This window comes from Sphaerisporangium rubeum, from assembly GCF_014207705.1.
Classification (GTDB): Bacteria; Actinomycetota; Actinomycetes; order Streptosporangiales; family Streptosporangiaceae; genus Sphaerisporangium; species Sphaerisporangium rubeum.
On the sequence record NZ_JACHIU010000001.1, the window covers coordinates 2,549,343 to 2,568,189 of the forward strand.

General features: G+C 71.9%; 16 protein-coding genes and 1 other RNA gene. 8 read left to right on the plus strand and 9 right to left on the minus strand.

The window, feature by feature from the left end; genetic code table 11:
• Positions 1-6: 6 nt before the first annotated feature.
• Positions 7-771 (minus strand): GNAT family N-acetyltransferase, encoded by a 765-nt coding sequence (locus BJ992_RS10860; RefSeq protein WP_425503724.1) that lies wholly within the window; start codon positions 769-771, stop codon positions 7-9.
• Positions 772-914: 143 nt separating this feature from the next.
• Positions 915-1,976 carry a membrane dipeptidase gene (locus tag BJ992_RS10865; RefSeq protein ID WP_184980062.1) on the minus strand — a complete coding sequence of 354 codons (1,062 nt, stop codon included), beginning with the start codon at positions 1,974-1,976 and terminating at the stop codon, positions 915-917.
• A gap of 108 nt (positions 1,977-2,084) precedes the next feature.
• On the opposite strand from BJ992_RS10865, the gene BJ992_RS10870 reads away from it, so the two are divergent.
• From BJ992_RS10870 to rnpB, 4 genes are all read left to right on the plus strand, one after another.
• Positions 2,085-2,924: a Nif3-like dinuclear metal center hexameric protein gene (locus BJ992_RS10870; RefSeq protein WP_343072600.1), complete on the plus strand. Its 840-nt coding sequence runs from the start codon at positions 2,085-2,087 to the stop codon at positions 2,922-2,924.
• A complete protein-coding gene (locus BJ992_RS10875) occupies positions 2,925-3,665 on the plus strand; it encodes a CT398-like coiled coil hairpin domain-containing protein (protein ID WP_184980064.1) in 741 nt (246 codons plus the stop codon). It abuts the gene before it with no gap.
• Complete coding sequence (locus tag BJ992_RS10880; RefSeq protein WP_343072601.1) at positions 3,662-4,966, plus strand: bifunctional RNase H/acid phosphatase; 1,305 nt, start codon at positions 3,662-3,664, stop codon at positions 4,964-4,966. Before BJ992_RS10875 ends, BJ992_RS10880 begins: the two co-directional genes overlap by 4 nt.
• A 48-nt stretch (positions 4,967-5,014) precedes the next feature.
• Positions 5,015-5,405, plus strand: an RNA gene (rnpB, locus tag BJ992_RS10885) — RNase P RNA component class A.
• Positions 5,406-5,450: 45 nt separating this feature from the next.
• Here the strand turns inward: rnpB and BJ992_RS10890 are convergent.
• Positions 5,451-7,010: an alpha/beta fold hydrolase gene (locus BJ992_RS10890; RefSeq protein WP_184980069.1), complete on the minus strand. Its 1,560-nt coding sequence runs from the start codon at positions 7,008-7,010 to the stop codon at positions 5,451-5,453.
• Positions 7,011-7,677: 667 nt separating this feature from the next.
• Here BJ992_RS10890 and BJ992_RS10895 point away from each other — a divergent pair.
• The 4 genes from BJ992_RS10895 (at position 7,678) to BJ992_RS10910 (ending at position 11,227) form a co-directional block, all read left to right on the plus strand.
• A complete protein-coding gene (locus BJ992_RS10895; protein ID WP_221474762.1) occupies positions 7,678-8,802 on the plus strand; it encodes a lytic polysaccharide monooxygenase in 1,125 nt (374 codons plus the stop codon).
• Positions 8,803-9,088: 286 nt separating this feature from the next.
• Positions 9,089-9,526 (plus strand): ester cyclase, encoded by a 438-nt coding sequence (locus tag BJ992_RS10900; RefSeq protein ID WP_184980072.1) that lies wholly within the window; start codon positions 9,089-9,091, stop codon positions 9,524-9,526.
• Positions 9,527-9,802: 276 nt separating this feature from the next.
• A complete protein-coding gene (locus BJ992_RS10905; protein ID WP_184980074.1) occupies positions 9,803-10,342 on the plus strand; it encodes a hypothetical protein in 540 nt (179 codons plus the stop codon).
• A gap of 276 nt (positions 10,343-10,618) precedes the next feature.
• Positions 10,619-11,227, plus strand: coding sequence for a hypothetical protein (locus tag BJ992_RS10910; RefSeq protein ID WP_184980076.1), 609 nt, complete (start codon positions 10,619-10,621; stop codon positions 11,225-11,227).
• 58 nt (positions 11,228-11,285) lie between these two features.
• Here the strand turns inward: BJ992_RS10910 and BJ992_RS10915 are convergent, their stop codons facing one another.
• The 6 genes from BJ992_RS10915 to BJ992_RS10940 form a co-directional block, all read right to left on the minus strand.
• Positions 11,286-11,519, minus strand: a complete 234-nt coding sequence (locus tag BJ992_RS10915) for a cell division protein SepF (RefSeq protein ID WP_184980078.1) — start codon at positions 11,517-11,519, stop codon at positions 11,286-11,288.
• 126 nt (positions 11,520-11,645) lie between these two features.
• Positions 11,646-13,901: a SulP family inorganic anion transporter gene (locus BJ992_RS10920; protein ID WP_184987874.1), complete on the minus strand. Its 2,256-nt coding sequence runs from the start codon at positions 13,899-13,901 to the stop codon at positions 11,646-11,648.
• Positions 13,902-13,985: 84 nt separating this feature from the next.
• Positions 13,986-15,842, minus strand: coding sequence for a hypothetical protein (locus tag BJ992_RS10925; RefSeq protein WP_184980080.1), 1,857 nt, complete (start codon positions 15,840-15,842; stop codon positions 13,986-13,988).
• 183 nt (positions 15,843-16,025) lie between these two features.
• Positions 16,026-16,619, minus strand: a complete 594-nt coding sequence (locus tag BJ992_RS10930; protein WP_221474763.1) for a YbhB/YbcL family Raf kinase inhibitor-like protein — start codon at positions 16,617-16,619, stop codon at positions 16,026-16,028.
• A 381-nt stretch (positions 16,620-17,000) separates the two neighbouring features.
• Positions 17,001-17,813 carry an ABC transporter permease gene (locus BJ992_RS10935; RefSeq protein WP_343072603.1) on the minus strand — a complete coding sequence of 271 codons (813 nt, stop codon included), beginning with the start codon at positions 17,811-17,813 and terminating at the stop codon, positions 17,001-17,003.
• Positions 17,810-18,790 carry an ATP-binding cassette domain-containing protein gene (locus BJ992_RS10940; RefSeq protein ID WP_184980082.1) on the minus strand — a complete coding sequence of 327 codons (981 nt, stop codon included), beginning with the start codon at positions 18,788-18,790 and terminating at the stop codon, positions 17,810-17,812. The genes BJ992_RS10935 and BJ992_RS10940 overlap by 4 nt, the downstream gene beginning before the upstream one ends.
• Between the last annotated feature and the right edge of the window lie 57 nt (positions 18,791-18,847).

The following is an 18,847-nucleotide window of genomic DNA, read 5'->3' on the forward strand; positions in this document are numbered from 1 at the left end:
AAAGGATCAGGGAAGCTCCACCACGTACTCACCCGCCTTGGTGAACCCGGTGACCCGACCCCCACTCTCCATCAACCCGCCGAGAACCTCCCGCACGGCCCACCGCCAAGCCCTGGCGGCCCCCGGATCCGTGGCGCGTAACCCCTCGATGTCCGCAGGGGTCGCCACCAGCGACACCGCACCACCCCCGGCCGGCGACACCACCGGCCGGTCACCCTCCCCCCGCACCCGGGCCACGGCGTGCTCAGGCGCCGCAGCGTCCCGGGGCCTCCCGGCGCAGGCCTCCAGGACGTACGGCTCCCCGAGCCGCCATACCAACAGCAACCGGTCCGACTCGTCCCCGGCGTTGATGACGTCCGTCATCTCCCCGTAGAACGACGGCAGGTACTCCACCGGCCGTCCCCCGAGCTTCGTCAGATTGAAGTACGCGTTCCGCCGCACCAGCGGGTCGAACGTCCAACTGACCCGCTCAAGCCCTCGCTCCACGGCCCAGGCCCGCTGGTGCAGCTTCAACGCGAACCCCACCCCCCGCCCCACCACGGCCCCGGTCACATGCGAGTGCAACCCTCCGCCAGGCGGACCGGCGAGGAACGCCACGCAGGCCCCCACCATCGTGTCCCCTTCGAAGGCGCCGGCGACGTAGTTCCCGCTGTGCGACAGGGCCCGCATCAGCTCCACACTGACCGGCGCGCTGCCGGGATCGGCCCGCCAGATCCGGTCGAACAGCGCGAACACCGTCTGGAACTCCGAGATCCGCTCCAGCTCCCGCACCACGACCCCGGCCCGTCGCGCCGCACCCTCCGCCTCGAACGCCGCGAGTGCCGCGAGGGCCGCCGGTCCCGACTTCCCCGCCGGTCCCGACTTCCCCGCCGGTCCCGACTTCCCCGACGGCAACGACGGCCCGGTCTGCTCGGTCACCCCGCCGCCACCGCGACCGGACGCTCCGCCGCCGGCCGTCCGAGCTCCGCGCGGAACAACCGCAGCACGTTCCCCCCGAGAATCCCTCTGATCCGCTCCTCGGACACTCCCCGCCGTACCAGCTCCTCGGTCACCAACGGCAACCCCTGCGGGCCCTGCAGGCCGGGAACCACAGGGAACACCGGACCCTCCTCGGACGGCTCACACCACGGCGGGGTCAGATCCGCCATGACCTCCTCCAGGAAGTCGGGCCCGAGCCCCACGTGACCCTCCCCGGCGACCTGCTCGGTGTGCAGGATGTGGTCGACGAGCCGCTCCACCGTGTACCCCTCAGGAGAGTCCGCCACGAACGGAGGGTAGAAGTTGGTGCAGATCACCCCGCCTCCCGCCGCGACGGCACGCATCTGCTCGTCGGTCAGGTTGCGGTGGTGGTCACGCAGGGCCCGCGCCGACGAGTGGGTCGCGAGCACCGGACGGGCCGCGATCTCCAGCACGTGTGCCACCCCGGAGGCCCCGAGGTGCGACACGTCGAAGATCATCCCTAGCCGTTCCATCTCCCGCAGCGCCTCCACCCCGGCCGCGGTGAGCCGGCTCCCCGTCGCGTCCTCCCCGCTGCCGTCGGCGAGCGCCGTACGGCCCCAGTGCGCGATGGACGCCACCCGCACCCCGAGCCGGAACACCGTCGGGATCAGTTCGACGCTCGCGTCCAGCCCCGGCATGCTCTCCATGGCGATGATCAGCGCGATCTTCCCCTGCGCCAGCGCCGCGTCCACCTGGTCCCCGTCCAGGCACACGCTCACCTCGTCCGCGCTGCCCTCGGCCAGCACGTGCGCGCACTCGATCATGCGCAGCGTCTGCCGCAACGACCCCTCCGGCCGGAACTGGTCGTCGATGAACACCGGCAGGACCTGCACGTCGACCCCGCCGTCCCGGAGCTGCGGCAGCCAGCGGTCACGGAAGTACGACGACCACCGGCCGGGAGGCCTGGCGGACACCGCCATCAGCAGGTCATTGTGCGTATCGGCGACGACGGCGTCCCGATGCAGGTCAAGGTACACGTTGCACTCCCTTCCCGGCTCAGCCTACGGCGCGTTCCCCGCGACGCCACCCCCGCCGGGGGCCGGTGGTGGTCACCACCGGCGTGATCATCCCGGTAGTCTGCGCACGTGTCCCCGTCAGCGCTGTCCGCGGTCGTCGCGGAGCTCGAGTCCCTGTACGACCCCGCGTGGGCCGAGTCCTGGGACGCCGTCGGCCTGGTCTGCGGCGACCCGGCCCATCCGGTGCGCAAGATCCTGTTCGCGGTCGACCCGGTGGCGGCCGTCGCGCAGGAGGCGATCGACTGGGGGGCCGACCTGATCGTCACGCACCACCCGCTGTACCTGCGCGGCACCACCTCCGTGGCCGCCACCACCCCCAAAGGCGCGCTGATCCACCGTCTGATCAGGCACGACGTCGCGCTGTACACGGCCCACACCAACGCCGACGTCGCCGCACCCGGCGTCTCCGACGCGCTGGCCCGCGCCGTCGGCCTCACCGGCGAGCTGCGGCCGCTGCGTCCCGCGCCGGACGATCCCCGCCGCGGTCTCGGCCGGGTCGGCGCGCTGCCGGCCCCCATGACGCTGGGTGCCTTCGCCGCTCAGGCCGCGCGCGGGCTGCCGCGTACGGCGTGGGAGCCGCGCGTCGCGGGCGACCCCGCGCGCGTCGTCCACACGGTCGCGGTGAGCGGCGGCGCGGGGGACTCGCTGCTCGGCGACGCACGCGGCGCCGACGTGTTCCTCACCGCCGATCTCAGGCACCACCCGGCCAGCGAGTTCGCCGAGGCCGGCGCGTTCTGCGGCGGGCCCGCGCTGATCGACGCGGCGCACTGGGCCACCGAATGGCCCTGGCTGGCCGATGCCGCGCGGCTCGTGTCGTCCGGCTTGGCGGCCAGGGGGATTAATGTTGAGACTCGCGTCTCCGCGACGGTCACCGATGCCTGGACGACAACAGCACAGTGCGAGGAATAAGTGAAAGCAGCCCCGGAAGCCCAGAAGCGCCTGCTCCAGCTGGCCGAGCTCGACTCCGTCCTCGACAGGCTGGCCCATCGGCGCCGCACGCTGCCAGAACTGGCCGAGATCGCCGAACGGTCCGCGCGGCTCGCGCGCCTCGCCACCGAGGTGATCGCGGCGGAGACCGAGGCCGGTGACCTCGCCAGGGAGCAGGCCAAGGCCGAGTCCGACGTCGAGGCCGTCCGGGTGCGCGCCGACCGCGACCAGAAGCGGCTCGACTCCGGCCAGGTGTCGTCCGCCAAGGACCTGTCCAACCTCCAGTCCGAGATCGCGTCGCTGCACCGCAGGCAGAGCGACCTCGAGGACGTCGTGCTTGAGATCATGGAGCGCCGTGAGGCCGCCGACGCCGAGGTCACCCGCCTGACCGGCGAGCGCGCCGAGGTCTCCGCCGGCCTCGCCACCCTTGAGGAGAAGCGCGACGCCGCGCTGTCGGCCATCGACGGCGAGGACGGCGAGACCAAGGGCCGCCGCGGCGGCATCACCGCCGACATTCCCGCCGACCTGCTGGCCCTGTACGAGAAGCTGCGCGACCAGTACGGCATCGGGGCCGCCATGCTGCAGCACGGCCGCTGCCAGGGCTGCAAGGTGTCCCTGTCCATCGCCGACCTCAACCGCATCCGCGCCTCGGCCCCCGACGAGGTCGTCCGCTGCGAGGAATGCCGCCGCATCCTCGTCCGCACCCCCGAGTCGGGCCTGTGAACCTCGTCGTCGAAGCCGACGGCGGCTCACGCGGCAACCCCGGCCCCGCCGGCTACGGCGCGGTCGTCAAGGCCGCCGACGGCGAGATCCTCGCCGAGACGGCCGACGCCATCGGCGTGGCCACCAACAACATCGCCGAGTACCAGGGCCTCATCGCGGGCCTGCGCTCCGCACTCGCCGTCGGCGGCGACGGCGCCACGGTCGAGGTCCGCATGGACTCCAAGCTGGTCATCGAGCAGATGGCCGGCCGCTGGAAGATCAAGAATGAACGCCTCCGCCCCCTGGCCCTCGAAGCCGGCACCCTGGCCCGCCGCCTCCGCGTCACCTGGAAGTGGATCCCGAGGGAACGCAACCGCGACGCCGACCGCCTCGCCAACGAAGCCATGGACGCCGCCGCCAAAGGCACCACCTGGCGCTCCGGAACCCCCCCGACCACTCAGAGCGGCACCACTTCCCCACGAGGCGCCGCCACCCCGCCGGCGACCACCGAACGCGCCTCCCCGCCACCCGGCTCACCCTTCGGCCGTTCCTTCCCCACCACGGCGCATCCCTCGTCCTCGACCGCCGAGCCCCTGTTCGACCTCACCCCGGAACCCGCCTCCTCCGCCGCGGCCGAACCGTCCCCCTCGATCACCGAGAGCACGAGCCGGCGCACCACCGGAGGCGGCTGGCGCGGGCCGTCCACCACCGCCACGTCCTTCCTCCTCCTCAGGCACGGCGAGACCCCGTTCTCCGTGGACCGCCGATTCTCCGGCACCGGCGACCCCGAGCTCACCCCCACCGGCCAGGCCCAGGCCGAGGCCGCCGCCACCCGCCTCAGCGCACCGCCGTACGCCATCGACGTGATCGTCAGCTCTCCCCTCCGCAGAGCCCGCGCCACCGCCGAAGCCGTGGCGGCCCGCACCGGCGCACCGATCCTCGTAGAGGAGCCCCTGCGCGAGGTCGACTTCGGCGACTGGGAAGGCCACACCTTCACCGAGATCCAGCGCCACTGGCCCGGCGAGCTGAAGTCCTGGCTCGCCGACCCCGCCGTCCCCCCACCCGGCGGCGAGAGCTTCGCCGAGGCCACCGAGCGCGTCTCAGCCGCCAGGGACAGACTTCTCCTCGACCACAACGGCAAGACGATCCTGATCGTCTCCCACGTCACCCCCATCAAGATCCTCCTCCGCCTGGCCCTCCTGGCCCCCCCGGAAGCCCTCTACCGCATGCACCTCGACGTCGCCTCCCTGTCCGCCGTCGACCACTTCCCCGACGGCCCCGACCTCGTCACCAAACTCAACGACACGTCCCACCTCCCCTGACGGCAAGGGAACACCCCCGAGATCCGTTAGGCTGACAGGTACGGCAGGCGAGCCGGCCGGGCGGCCGCGTCGGGGCCAGGCCCCGCCGAGGAAGGTCCGGGCTCCACAGGGCAAGGTGGTCGGTAACACCGACCCGGGGCGACCCGCGGGACAGTGCCACAGAAAACAAACCGCCTCCCCCTTCGGGGAAGGTAAGGGTGAAACGGTGGTGTAAGAGACCACCAGCGCTCACGGTGACGTGAGCGGCTAGGTAAACCCCACCTGGAGCAAGGTCAAGAAGGGACTCTCGCAAGAGAGCCCCGCGCGCGGCACTTGAGGGCGACCCGTCCGAGTCGCGCGGGTAGACCGCTTGAGGCCGTCGGCAACGACGACCCTAGATGGATGGCCGCCTCTTCGCACCAGCGAAGAACAGAACCCGGCCTACAGGCCGGCTCGCCCGCCACAACCCCTCTGACCAGCGCCGTCCGAGCACCAAGGCGAGGGGTCAGCAGGCGGTGTCGGTGGCCGGCAGTTCACCGGTGGTGAGGTAGTGGGTGACTGTGGCGTTGAGGCAGGCGTTCCCGTAGTGCGGGAACGGGGCGTGGGTGTGAGCGTCGATCGTGACGAGGCGTGATCCGCGGATGCGGGTGGCCACGGCTCTGCTCACGGACGGCGGCACCGCCACGTCCCGCAGGGCCGCGACGACAAGGGCGGCCGGCGCGCGGTTGCCGTCGAGCCGCACCGGTTCGTCCTTGGCGGAAGGCCAGAACGCGCATGGGTTGATGTTGGCGTTGACCGGGCCGAACAGCGGGTGGCGGTCCCGCTGGGAGACGATGTCGCGCAGGTAGACGCGCGGGTCGCGCGGCCAGGGGGCGTCGGCGCAGCGGTAGGCGATGTTGGTGGCGGTGTAGTGGCCGGCGGGCACGCCGGGCACACCCTCGGGCCGCGGAGGGCGGATGGGGAAGGGCAGGGACGGCTCCCGTCCGGACGCGACGGCGGCGAAGGCCGCGGCGGCGATGCCGAAGGCGCGCTCGTCGTAGATCCCGGCCACCAGCACGGCACCCAGCTCGCCGACGGTCCAGGGGTGACCGCCGATGACGATGGGGGCTCGGGTGGCCCGGTCGAGGATCCCGGTGAGGGTGGCGTGCACCTGTGCGGTGGTCTCCCCCAGGCCGTACTCGGGGTGCCGCCCGGCGGCCCAGGCGGCGAGGGCCATCGTTCCCTTCTCGAACGCAGGGGTGCGGCCCATCTCGTAGGGCCGCCAGATCGTGTCGGCGTTCACCGGGCTGTCCAGTACGAACCGGTCCACGCGGCGCGGGAACAGCGTGCCGTAGACGCTGCCGAGCAGCCCGGCGTACGAGCCGCCCAGGTAGGAGATCTTCTCCTCGCCGAGGGCCGCGCGGATGAGGTCCATGTCGCGGGCGGCGTTCGCGGTGGTGGCGTGCGGCAGGGCCCAGCCGGAGGCCCGTACGCAGTCCTCGGCGTACCGCCGGGCCTCGGCGGCTTCGGCGGGGAAGCGTCCGGGGGCCGCGGGGCGTACCCAGAACCCGCTGGGCTCCTCCTCGGGCTGCCCGCAGCCGATGGGCGAGCTGCGCTCGATGAATCTCATGTCAAACCCGACCAGGTCATACCGCGCGCGGACCTCGGGGGACAGCGCCGGGGCGAGGCTCACGGGCAGCGGGACACCGGGCCCGCCGGGGCCGCCGCCGGTGGTGAGCAGAACACCCCGGCGCCGTGCCGGGTCGGTGGCGGGCAGCCGGGAGATGACGACGGAGATGGTGCGGCCGCGCGGGCGGCGGTGGTCGAGGGGGACGGTTACCCGTGCGCATCGCAGGTCCGGCGTGCTCACCCCCGCGCACGCCTCCCAGCGCAGTCCCTTGCCGCCGGTGGCGGTACCGGGTGTGGCGGCCGCGGGGGCGGCCAGGGCCAGGGCGGCGACCGGTGCGAGCGTGGCGGCCGTCACGGCACGGACGAGGCGTCCGGAGGCCTGGGCCGCGTGGTCCGAGAGCCGTGTCACCCGGGGCAGGCGAGCGCCGTCTGGGGAGTCGCCTGTGGTGTCCGTCATGTCGTCACTCTCCATCCTTCATGGGCACGTCCGCCGGTCGGGGGACTTTCGTACGGGTAGGGGTCTTGCTGCCGTGAAGGCTGGTTCGCGAGCGACCGGGGGGAGGCCGGGCCCTGACGATCATCTGGCGCGCAGGCCGTGTCAAGCCGGCAGCGCTGGTCCGATCATGTCGGCCTGGTCAGGCGGATCACTGCCCATTGATCGTTTTCATGGCGTTTCATGGTGCTCCCCGGTGAGCGGCCCGGCGGTGTCGAGACGCCGTGCACGCCGGTCGTGGGCCGGTGGCACGGCGTTGGGAGGCGGCGGAGGACAATGTCAAAGGATGGGAGCGTCAACGCAGTTCAGAGGGTAGATCGCCGGTCGGCGTGCAGGTCACGCGCAGGCCGGATCGGAACCCCGCCTACAGGCCGGCTCGCCCGCCTTCACCTCCTCGTCGTCGGGGGTTCCCCGGTTCTCAGCCGAGCGGCCTCGGTGTACTTATGAACGTTTCGGGCTGCTCCTGAGTGTTCACCCTGTTCGAGGGGTGGTGGGCTGTGTGGGCTGGGGTGAGGTGTTGGTGTCGGGTCGGGGGGTGTTGGAGCGTGGGGGGTCGACGACGCGGGGGAGCCGGGGTTTCCGGTGGGAGTGTCCCTGGGCCTCCGTCCTGACATCGAGGAGAGAAGTGCGGATGAGGTTGCGTGTGTTCCCGGCGCAGGGGGACGGCGGGGAGACGTACGAGAGGCGGCGGCGCCTGCGGGTGGGGCGGCGGGTGGTGCTGGCGGTGGTGTCGGCACTGATGCTCACGCCGTTCATGACGGCGCCGGCGTCGGCGCACGGGGCCATCAGTGATCCGCCGGCTCGGGCCTACAGCTGCTACACGCGGTGGGCCAACGACTGGCAGTCGCCGCGGATGGCGACCGAGGACCCGATGTGCGACCAGGCCTGGAAGGCCGACCCGAACGCCATGTGGAACTGGAACGGGTTGCTCCGGGACGGGGTCGGCGGCAACTACCAGACGGCGGTGCCGGACGGGACGCTCTGCAGTGGGGGGCTGACCTCCAACGGCCGGTACGCGGCGCTCGACGTGCCGGGGCCGTGGAAGACGGTGGACAAGCCGAACCGGTTCACGATGAACCTGCTCGACGGGTCGTCGCACGGTGCGGACTTCATCAGGGTCTACGTGACCAAGCAGGGGTTCGACTCCACCACGCAGCGGTTGCGCTGGAGCGACCTGGAGCTCGTGAACACGACCGGCAGGATGCCGACCGGGGCCACGACGCCGATCGACGTGTACGCGCCGGGACGTACGGGGCGGCACATCATCTTCACGCTGTGGCAGGCCAGCCACCTGGACCAGTCGTACTACTTCTGCAGCGACGTCAACTTCACCGGTGGCGGCCCCAGCCCGACGCCGACTCCCACCCCGACCCCGACGCCGACCCCGACGCCGACCCCGACGCCGACGCCGACCCCCACCCCCACCCCCACCCCGACGCCGACCCCGACGCCGACCGGCGGCGGCCAGTGGTGCTCGGCGACCTACCGGGTGGTCTCGCAGTGGTCCGGTGGCTACCAGGCCGAGGTGAGCGTGGTCGCGGGATCGTCGGCCATCCGCGGCTGGGCCGTGAGCTGGTCGTCCGGCGGCTCCACGATCAGCAGTTCGTGGAACGCCACCGTGACGACGAGCGGATCCACGGTCACCGCCAGGAACGCGAACTACAACGGCTCACTCGGCGCGGGTGCCGGGACGACGTTCGGGCTGCTCGGCAACGGGACCAGCCCCACTCCGGCGCTGAGCTGCACCGCGTCCTGATCACTCGGTGACGCCACCACGGCCCGCCGCGCACGCGCGGCGGGCCGTTTCGCGTGGGGCCGGAGGTGGGAGAGCGGGGGGAGGTGCGGAGGCGGGGAGGGTGCGAGGGTACGGCGGGGGAGGATACGCGGGGATGCGGAGGTGGGGAGGGTGCGGGGGGTGGAGGGGCAACACCACGGAAGTGCGGAGGGGTCGGTGCTTTGACCTGCGCTATCGTGAGGAGCTAGGGGGCAGGAGGGTGGACCCACGACAGGTGCTGTCCTCGCTGCGAGGGGGAAGGGCCTGGATGCTCAGTAGTGATAACGCGGTCGTCCGGCTGAAGAACGCCTTCAACCGTCATGATCTCGACGCGTTGGCCGGCTGCTTCTCCAGTATGGCGGTCCTGGTGGCGCCGGACGGCATCGGGCAGGACCGTGAGGAGATCGCGTCCTACTACGCGCAGTTCCTGGAGGCGTTCCCCGACTCGATGGTGACGCCGCTGTCGCTGGCGGTGTGCGGCGACACCCTGGTGTCCGAGTACACGATCAGCGGCACCCACAAGGGGCCGTACCTCGCGGCGGGGGGAGAGGTGGCCGAGGCGACCGGCCGTCCCATCGCGGTGCGCGCGTGTTGCTGGACGGTCGTGGAGGACGACGGCCTGATCTCCAGCCACCGCGTCTTCTACGACCAGCTCGAGCTCGTCGTGCAGATCGGCGGCACGCTGGCTTTCGACGGCGCTCGCTGAACCCCTGTTCCTGGTCGTTCTTGTGCGGAAAAACCGTGCAATAGGAGTGACGGCGGAGAGGGCTCCCGCTCAGGGGAATGCGGGAAAATGGGTGCGGGGCCTCTTTGTTTGTTGTGCCTCTGTTTTGCCTATCGCTACTTCATGTGCCGGGTCGCGGCGGTTCCTGGCGGGTATTCCCTGTGCGCGATGTCACTGAGATGGCATCGCGGAAAGTCCGAATCAATCGGAATTCAAGGGATATGGGGGAGCCAATTGATTCCTCGGGAAAATGGTTATTTGGTAGGTAAGACATTGGCGGTGGCGGCGGCGATCACCGGCGGGCTCCTCGCGGTGTCGTCCCCCGTGAGCGCCGACGCGGCCGACGCACGGAACGTCCCCACCCACCAGGGTGTCGCGGCGGTCGGGGCCGGTGACCCCGACGGCCGGTGCCGGCACTGCCGCACCGGTCCTCCCGGACCTCAGGGACCCCCGGGACCGCGGGGCCGCGCCGACGGCATCTCCTCGGTCTACGCCACCCCCACCGGCGGCGTCCCGGCCAAGTACCTCGGGCTGGCCCAGGGCAACGGCACCACACTGGTCCGGGACCCCACGTCGGTGGCGTCGAACCCGTTCTGGCACGACGTCTCCACCTTGCCCGGGTACCCCGGCGGAGTGACGGACGTCTCGCTGACCGTCCCACCTGTCACACCCAACCAGCTGCACATCACGGTGCGCAGCATCACCGGCAAGGTCGCCCAGGCCACCTGCCTGCTGAGCCTGAACGTCACCTGGCCGGGCAACTGCGGCGCCTTCGCGGACTTCACGCCGCCGCTCTGATCCGCGGTCGCGGCGGCGCCGCATCCGGATGACGTCCGGATGCGGCGCCGCCGGGAGCCGGTGGCGGCGGTTTCACGAAATGCAACGATTGAGACGGACGGTTCGCGGAACCGGATCCGCCGCCGGCACTTTTCCAGACCGTGCGGCCGGTATTCCTTTCGCTGCTCCGGCGTCGCGCCGCGGCCGTACGGATAAGGTGTTCGCCGTTCGGGTGCTGTCGCGGTGGCACGGAATTACCGACCAATTCATTGGATTTCAACGATATGGGGGAACCGAGTGATTCCTCGGGAAACAGCTCCTTTCGGAGGCAGGCCCGCGCTGACGCTCGCGGTGGCGACGGCGATCACCGGCGGCTTCGTCGCCCTGGCCGCCCCCGCCACGGCCGACGCCGGCCATGTCCCTGGGCCCGCCGGCGCGCAGGTGACGCATGCCGGCACGCAGGCCACGCCGAGTGGTGACCATGCGGTGCGCGCCGTGTCGGCGCGCGGAGGCGATCCCCGCGGCGCCGACGACTGCCCGCCGGGTCCTCCCGGCCCGCCGGGGCCGCGTGGCCGTCTGGACGGCGTGAGCGGCGCCTACGCCACCCCGACGGGTGGGGTGACCGGCGAGTACCTCGCCGACGTGCAGGGCAACGGCACCACACTGATCCGCGACCCGTCGTCGATCACGCCGAACCTGCCGTGGCACGACATCTCCACGCTGACCGGCTATCCCGGCAGCGTGACCGGTGTCGCGCTGGCCGTCTCGCCGATCGCGCCGAACGTGCTGGACGTCACGGTGCGCTCCATCACCGGTGTGGTCGCGCAGACCTCCTGCATACTCACCGTGAACCCGGCGTGGCCCACCAACTGCACCGCCTTCACTTCGATCACGCCGCCGCTGTAGGCCGCCGCACCGCGCCACCGCGCCGCATCCGGGGATCCGGGTGCGGCACGCGGGCTTGTCAGCCGTTGATGACCATGCCAGGCGGGACGAGCAGGAAGACCTTGTTGGCGATGCGGTCCATGTCGCCGCACCGGCCGAAGACGAGACCCGCCGCGAAGTCCACCAAAGGCCGAGCGTCGTTGTCGGACATGCCGGTCAGGTCCATGACCACCGGCTGGCCCTTACGGTAGAAATGCCCGACGTACAGCACCTCGTTGTAGTCGCGGGGACGCAGGGTCCGCACCGTCGACATGTCCGGCGCCATGGGGGCGGTACGAGGTTCGCCGGGACCGCTGGGTTCGGGAGAGCGTGCCACCCCGTGACCGTAACATCGGGTCCCGACATTTACCGGCATCCCGGCGAAACGCGTGTCATCGGCTCAGTGCGAGCCGGCGCCGACCGGGCTGAAGCCCTCCTCGTCGAGGATGTGGACGCGGGCCGAGGCGATGTCGAAGTACAGGCCGACCAGCTCCAGCCTGCCGGACAGCTCACGGGCCGCGACCTCGGGGTAGGTGCGCAGGTTGTCGAGCTGCTGGGCCACGTTGACCCGGCACAGGTGGTCCAGCGGGCCCTCGCCGGCGTCCGACGGGGTGGCTCCGATGTACCGGGCCAGGGTGTGGTCGCCGTGCCGCAGCCACCGGTCCAGACCAGGCAGGCCCTCGGTCTTCACCCCCGCGCTGAGCACCGCGGCCATCGCCCCGCACCCGGAGTGGCCGCACACGGTGATGGTGCGGATGTTCAGCGCGTTGGTGGCGTACTCGATGGCGGCCACCACCGAGTCGTCACCGAGGGCCGCGCCGTGCCGCGGCACGAAGTTGCCGACGTTGCGCACGGTGAACAGGTCGCCGGGCCCGCTCGCGGTGATCAGGTTCGGCACCACACGGGAGTCGGCGCACGTGATGAACAGGTGGGACGGATCCTGCGTGCGCGCCATGCGGGTGAGGAACGGCCGTACCAGCGGAGCCGTGCGCCGCTCGAAGTCGGCCGCGCCGGCCACCAGGTCGGGTACGGCGCCTGACTCGCCACCCTCCGGGGGGACCCACACGCCGGCGTGACGCACCGGCAGGCGGGACAGCGGCCCGCCGCGCCGGTACGCACGCGGCAGCCACCACCGCTCCGGTGCCTGCGGCGGCGTCTTGGCCGCCGAGACGCGGGTGCCGCGGGCCGCCGAGGTGTACCACTCGGCGTGCATCTCGTCGATGCTGACGGTGCCGCCGGCGCGTTCGTGCTCCAGCCGCCAGCCGTGCAGCGCCTCGAACGCCGCGTTGTCCATGAAATCGACGTTCAGCTCAAGGTCCACCGCCGCTCGCGCCGGGATGGCCCGGAGATTCTCGCTGAGCACCGGCACACCGACGAAGGTGAGCGACCCGGTCACCACGACGTGCCACCGGTCGTCCGGCTCCAGCCGCACGTGTACCGACACGCGGGTCAGGCGGCGCAACGCGAGCAGCGCGGCGAGACCGAGACCGATCAGCACCCCCTCCGCCAGGCCGACCAGTACGACCGCTCCCATGGTCAGCACGTACACCGGAAGCTCACCGTGGCCGTGCAGCCCCCGCATGGTGCCGAGGTTGACCATGCGGGCCCCGATGAACACCAGCAGCGCGGCCAGCGCCTCCATCGGGATCAGGGTGACCGTCCAGCTCAGGCCCGCCGCGAACAGCAGCACCCACAGGCCGTGCAACGTGGTCGACCAGCGGCTCCGTGCACCGGCTCTGACGTTCGCCGTGGTGCGGACGATCACACCGGCCACCGGCAGCCCGCCGAGGCCGCCGGACACGATGTTGGCGACCCCCTGGCCGGTGAGCTCCCGGTCCAGGTCGGCGCGCGGCCCGTCGTGCATGCGGTCGGCCGCCACCGAGCACAGCAGCGACTCCACACCGGCGAGCAGGGCCACCAGCAGCACGGCCCCCGCGATGCCGTGCCAGTCGCCTCGCGGCACCTCGGGGGTGACCCACGCGGCGAACCCCTCGGTGAGGTCGGCCCGCGCCACGTCCCACCCGAGGAGCCCCGCGGCGAGCGACGCGGCGGCGAGCGCGGCGAGCGGCGCCGGCACGGCGTTCACGCGGGGCAGCCGCGGCCACAGCACCAGCAGGCCGATGGTCAAGACCCCCACCGCAACGGCGTGGCTGTGGTTGTTCACGAGCTGGTTCGGCAGCTCAAGAAGGTTCTCGACGGCCGAGCGCTGCGGTTTGCCGCCGAGCACGACGTGGAGCTGCGCCAAGGCGATGACGACGCCGACCCCGGCCAGCATGCCGTGCACGACGGCGGGGGAGACGGCGAGCGCGGTACGCGCGACCTTCATCGCGCCGAGCACCAGCTGCAGCGCGCCGGCGGCCAAGGTGATCATGCAGGTGGCACGCCACCCGTACGTGCGGACCAGCTCGGCGACCACCAGGGCCAGACCCGCCGCCGGCCCGCTGACCTGCACCACCGAGCCGCCGAGCGGCCCCGCGACCAGGCCGCCGACCACCGCGGCGACCAGGCCCGCGACCAGCGGGGCCCCGGACGTCACGGCGATGCCGAGTGACAGGGGTACGGCGACCAGGAAGACGACAAGTGAGGCCGGCAGGTCGTGCCGGACCACCGCCAGGAGACTCTGCGTCCTCGTCCGGCTACGGTGCGTGTCGGCCATCATGAGGCGACCCTACGACGCGGCCGCCGGTCGATTAAGGCTTTGGCCGACGCGTTTTGCCGAAGCCGGAGGAACGACTAGGGATCAGCGGTAATAGTCGGGATATTCGGGGTCGCCGACACGGTGGTGCCCCCCGCGCGACGACGGGGTGGCACGGGACGGCTCGTCCGCGCCGTTGCCGTACAGCTCGGAGTACGACGGCCAGTCGGGGCTGTGCGGCGGACGCGGCCACGACCCGGAGGTGGTGCCGGGGGCGGCACCCTGCTGCCGGCCGTGGCTCTGGTCCTGACGCGGCTCAGGGGTCTCAGGACCCCGGCGCGCCGGGGCGGACGGCATGCCGAGCGAGGGGGTCGGCGCGCTGACCGTGGTGTCGGCGTCGTCGATGGTGGCCCAGCCCGGACGCACCTCGTAGGACGAGGCGGGCCCCGGGTAGGTGGTCTCGCCGGGGTAGGCGTCACGCGCGGGGTAGGCGCCGCCGTCGTGGGACGGCATCTGGTAGTCGGCGGCCCGCCACGTCTCGTTGGAGCCGGACGCCGCGGGCTCAGGGCCGTCCAGGATGTCGTACGACCCGGCCGCCGGATAGGCGGGCTGAGCCGGCCACGACTGGCGGGACGGGGGCTCGCCGCCGCGGCCTCTGCGCGGCCCTGCCGGGCCGTCCTGAGGCCTGTGCGAACCGTTCTGGCCCGGGGACGCGGCGAACGGGCCGGTGACACGGGTGACGTCCAGCGGGTCGCCGCTCACGGGGCCGGTGGCCAGCGGGTTCTTCGGCGAGATGCCGCGGTTGACCGCGCCGCTCGGGAAGGAACCGCTGGACAGTGGGTCCTCCTGCGGGGTGGCGGGCCGCGTGCCCTGCGGGTCGGCCTGGCCGCGGCCGAGGGCCGTGCGGCCGGTGTCGGCGGCCCGCGCCGCGGCGACACCGCGCGGCGGGGTGGCGCCTGCCGGGGTGCGGCGGGCCTCGGAACGCCGGGAGTCGCCGGAACGGGACGCGCCGCGTGCGGGCTCGGCCTCGCCGCGCCGCCGCGCCTTGGCGCGGCCGTCGGCCAGGCCGAGCGGGTCGGCGGGGTCGGGACGGGACGCGCGGCGGGTGCGGCCGGACGGCTGTGCCGGCGCGGCCGGCGAGTGCGGCGGTGACTGCGCGGAGCCGATGGCACCGAGCAGGTCGGCGGCCGAGGCCGCCGGAGGCTGCTGCGCCACAGGCGCGGGGAACGTCACCGTGTGCTCGGACGCGGACGACCCGGGCCGCTCCACCGGATCGGCGAGGCCACGGGCCGGCACGGGTGGCTGGTCGGCGAGACCGGAGGGACGGGACGGCGCGGGCTCGGCGCCGCCACGGCCCGGACGGGGCGACTTGTCGCCGCGCTGCCGGCTCGGCAACGGGGCCTGCACAGTGGTCGCCTCGGCGTCCACCTGCTCCTTCTTCTCCTTGGCCGCCGGTTTCACCGGTGCGGGAAAGTCGTCGGGGGAGCCGGTGGGCAGGTCCGGACGGCTGGCGGCCACGCGGGCCGCGATGGTGCCGCCGAAGGCGCCGTCGTCGGCGCGGACCCTGGTCCAGTAGTCGTCGTCGTAGTCGTCGGCGTCGCCCCACTCGTCGACACCGCGGCGGCCGCGTGCCGAATGGGACGCTTTGCCGCGCGGCGCGGAACGTCCGCCGGGACGGCCCGCGGGCCGTGGACCGGCTTTGCCGCCGCCGGGACGCAGTCGTGCGGTGGCGCGCTCAGGCTCCTGGAAGGCGTCGAAACCTTCGGGGAAACTCGCGAAGAACGTCTCCTCGGCAGGACGGCCCGGACGCTTGGCGTTGGGGTCCTCGGCCTGCTCGGCCATCTTCTTGAGTCGTTCGGGTGGAAGGTTGCTCTCCCGGCGGTTCATCGAACGCATGCCGATCGCCACGACCACCAGCACGAGCAGCACGACGGCAACGAGGCCGAAAATGACCGCGATCATTGCACCACCCTCATGGCCATGGCCTGCCAGTGGCGCTGGTGAGGTCGCGCGGCCATCGACGCGACCCTCCCCCCCTGATCACCTGCGCTCCGAGATTGCATCAGATTCTGTCCGACCACTATGACCGTTGTCACACCCTACGAGAAGATTTGGTATCCATCACCACGTGGCGTGTCCGGTGGCTCACTCGATGTGAGCCGCCGAGAGCCGTCCTCTGGCGATGGTGCTTGAGGCGATGCGCTCCATAGTGGGGCGGAGCTCGGCGCCTTCTTTCAGATCGAGCATGGAGTCGAGCGCGTAGACACTGAAACGATAGGTGTCGTCGCGGCGGCATGGGGGAAAGTAGCCCACCTTTCCCGCCGAGGTCTGCCCCTGGAACGCGCCGCGCGGCACACTGTCCTGCGCCAGTTCGGTCGTGCGGGGGTCGATGTTGAACAACACCCAGTGCACCTCGGCCGCTCCCTGCGGCCCGTAGGCGTCGACCACCAGGGCGATCGACTTGGTTTGCTTCTGCGGCACTCCCGACCACCGTAGCGGAGGGTTGCCTTCCTGTCCCGAGCAGGAGTAGTCGGCCGGCAGCGGCGCCTCGTCACGGAAGCGGGGGCTCGACACGCTCAACGTGTCGAGCGGGCGATCGGTGGGCGAGCCGACGCCGACGATGCCGCAGCCTGCCGACATGGTGGCGAGTACGGCGAACGCCGCCACCGCGGCGTTCGCGGCGGCGCGTCTCTCGCGTCCCGTCCGTCCAGCGAGCCCGGACTTTCTCCGCTGCCCCATGCCCGCTGATGCTACGCGGATCTGACGGGTGCCCTGACCCCGTTGCCCGAATGAACCTGTACGGCACAGACCCGATTTCCGCGCGATCGCGGCACGTACCGGACGCCGCTCGCCGGCCCGTGGGCCCGCCGGCCACCGCTGCCACGGACCCCTCGCCGTGGCCCCCGTGCGCGCTCCGCCGCGCGGCCCGTCTCATCGCCGCAGCTCAGGCCATAGGTGGTGCGTTCCGCCTCACACGCGGGACGGGTGACCCGCCGGTCAGGCGGGCCACCCGTCATCGGTCGGCGCGTGTCCCCACCGGGCCCGCCGGCACCGGTCCCCGCCCCTCGCGGGGGACCGTATTACCGGCGGGTTACATCTTCGGAGGAGACCGGTGCCCGGTCAGCCGCGTGCGCGGAACGCGCGCAGCGACAGCGGAACGAAGATCAGCACGATGGCGAGGCCCCAGATCGCCGAGACGAGCACATGGCTCGCGACCGGGCCGCCGGTGAGCAGGCCGCGCACCCCGTCGGCCAGGTGGGTCACCGGGTTGACCTCGGTCCAGCGCTGCAGCCACTCGGGCAGCGTCTTGGTCGGCACGAAAGCGTTTGACGTGAAGGTGATCGGCATCATGATCGAGAACGCCATGATCTGGACCTTCTCGGGATCGGCCGCGACCAGGCCGATCAGCACCGACAGCCACGACATGGCCAGCGCGAACCCCAGCAGCAGCGCCAGCGCGCCGGCCACCCCGACCGGCCCCGTCTGCACCCGGAACCCGAGCACCGTGCCGAGACCGAGGAACAGCGCGAAAGCCCACACCTGCTTGAGCGTGTCCGCCACGATCCGCCCCGCCAGCGGCGCCGAGCGCGCGATCGGCAGACTGCGCAGCCGGTCGAACACCCCCTTGTTGATGTCCGTGCTCAGCCCGATCGCCGTGGTCAAGGTGGCGAACAGCATGTTCTGCACCACCAGCCCCGGCAGCGAGAACTGGAGATAGTCGGTCGTCGACCCCGCGATGGCGCCGCCGAAGACGTACGTGAACAGCAGCAGGAACATGATCGGCTGCACCGAGAGGTCGAGCAGCTCCATCGGGTTGTGCTTGATCTGCACCAGGCTCCGCCAGGCCAGCGTCATGGTGTGCCGGAACCCGGCGGCCGGGCCGACCCGGTTGTGGGACGTGTGCACCGCCGTCGTCCCGGTCAAAGTGGTCACGCCGGCACCTCCTGCTTCTCGGCGGGGAGCGACTCGTCGGCGGAGGGCTCGGCGCGGTGACCGGTGAGAGCGAGGAAGACCTCGTCGAGGCTCGACTTGCGCAGGCTCAGCTCGGCCGCGACCACACCGAGGTCGTCCAGGCGGCGGACGATGCGCGGGACCAGCGTGGGATCCATGATGTTGACGGTGGCCTGGCCCCCCGCGAGCTCGGGGGACGTGCCGAGGATCTCGGTGATGACGTCGCCGACCAGGCCGAGGTGGCCCTCGGCCAGCGGCCGCACCTGGAGCACCTGGGCCCCGGTGGTGGCCTTCAGCTCGTCGGAGGTGCCGGAGGCGATGACACGGCCGTGGTCGAAGACCACGATGTCGTCGGCCAGCTCGTCGGCCTCCTGGAGGTACTGCGTGGTGAGCAGCACCGTGACACCCTCGGCCATCAGGCCCCGCACGACATCCCACAGCTCGGTGCGGCTGCGCGGGTCGAGCCCGGTGGTCGGCTCGTCGAGGAACAGCACCTGGGGCCGTCCCACCAGGCTCGCCGCGAGGTCGAGCCGGCGGCGCATGCCCCCGGAATAGGTCTTGGCGGCCCGGCTGGCCGCGCCGGTGAGGTCGAAGCGATCGAGCAACTCGGCGGCCCGGCGCCGGGAATCCATGCGCGTCAGTCCCAGCAGGCGGCCGATCATGACAAGGTTCTCCACACCGGTCAGCGCCTCGTCGACCGCGGCGTACTGCCCCGTCAGGCCGATCAGGGAACGCACCTTGTGGGCCTCCTTGACCACGTCGAACCCGCCGACCGTGGCCCGGCCCTCGTCGGGCCTCAGCAACGTGGCGAGAATGCGCACCGCGGTCGTCTTCCCGGCGCCGTTGGGCCCGAGGACCCCGAGCAACCGGCCTTCGGGAACCCGCAGATCGATCCCGTCGAGCGCTCGCGTCTCGCCGTACCGTTTGACCAGACCTTCCGCATGGACCGCGTATCGCATCTGTCTCAACTCCTCAACGAACAGTGGGGACGTCCAACCCGGCTCGCGGTCCGGGAC

Excerpts from the sequence above, each read along its gene's own strand:
- BJ992_RS10900 (WP_184980072.1), top strand. The coding sequence starts at position 9,089 with ATGCTCAGTAGTGATAACGCGGTCGTCCGGCTGAAGAACGCCTTCAAC.
- BJ992_RS10895 (WP_221474762.1), top strand. The coding sequence starts at position 7,678 with ATGAGGTTGCGTGTGTTCCCGGCGCAGGGGGACGGCGGGGAGACGTAC.
- BJ992_RS10890 (WP_184980069.1), bottom strand. The coding sequence starts at position 7,010 with ATGACGGACACCACAGGCGACTCCCCAGACGGCGCTCGCCTGCCCCGG.
- BJ992_RS10930 (WP_221474763.1), bottom strand. The coding sequence starts at position 16,619 with ATGGGGCAGCGGAGAAAGTCCGGGCTCGCTGGACGGACGGGACGCGAG.
- BJ992_RS10920 (WP_184987874.1), bottom strand. The coding sequence starts at position 13,901 with ATGGCCGACACGCACCGTAGCCGGACGAGGACGCAGAGTCTCCTGGCG.
- BJ992_RS10915 (WP_184980078.1), bottom strand. The coding sequence starts at position 11,519 with ATGTCGACGGTGCGGACCCTGCGTCCCCGCGACTACAACGAGGTGCTG.
- BJ992_RS10925 (WP_184980080.1), bottom strand. The coding sequence starts at position 15,842 with ATGATCGCGGTCATTTTCGGCCTCGTTGCCGTCGTGCTGCTCGTGCTG.
- BJ992_RS10940 (WP_184980082.1), bottom strand. The coding sequence starts at position 18,790 with ATGCGATACGCGGTCCATGCGGAAGGTCTGGTCAAACGGTACGGCGAG.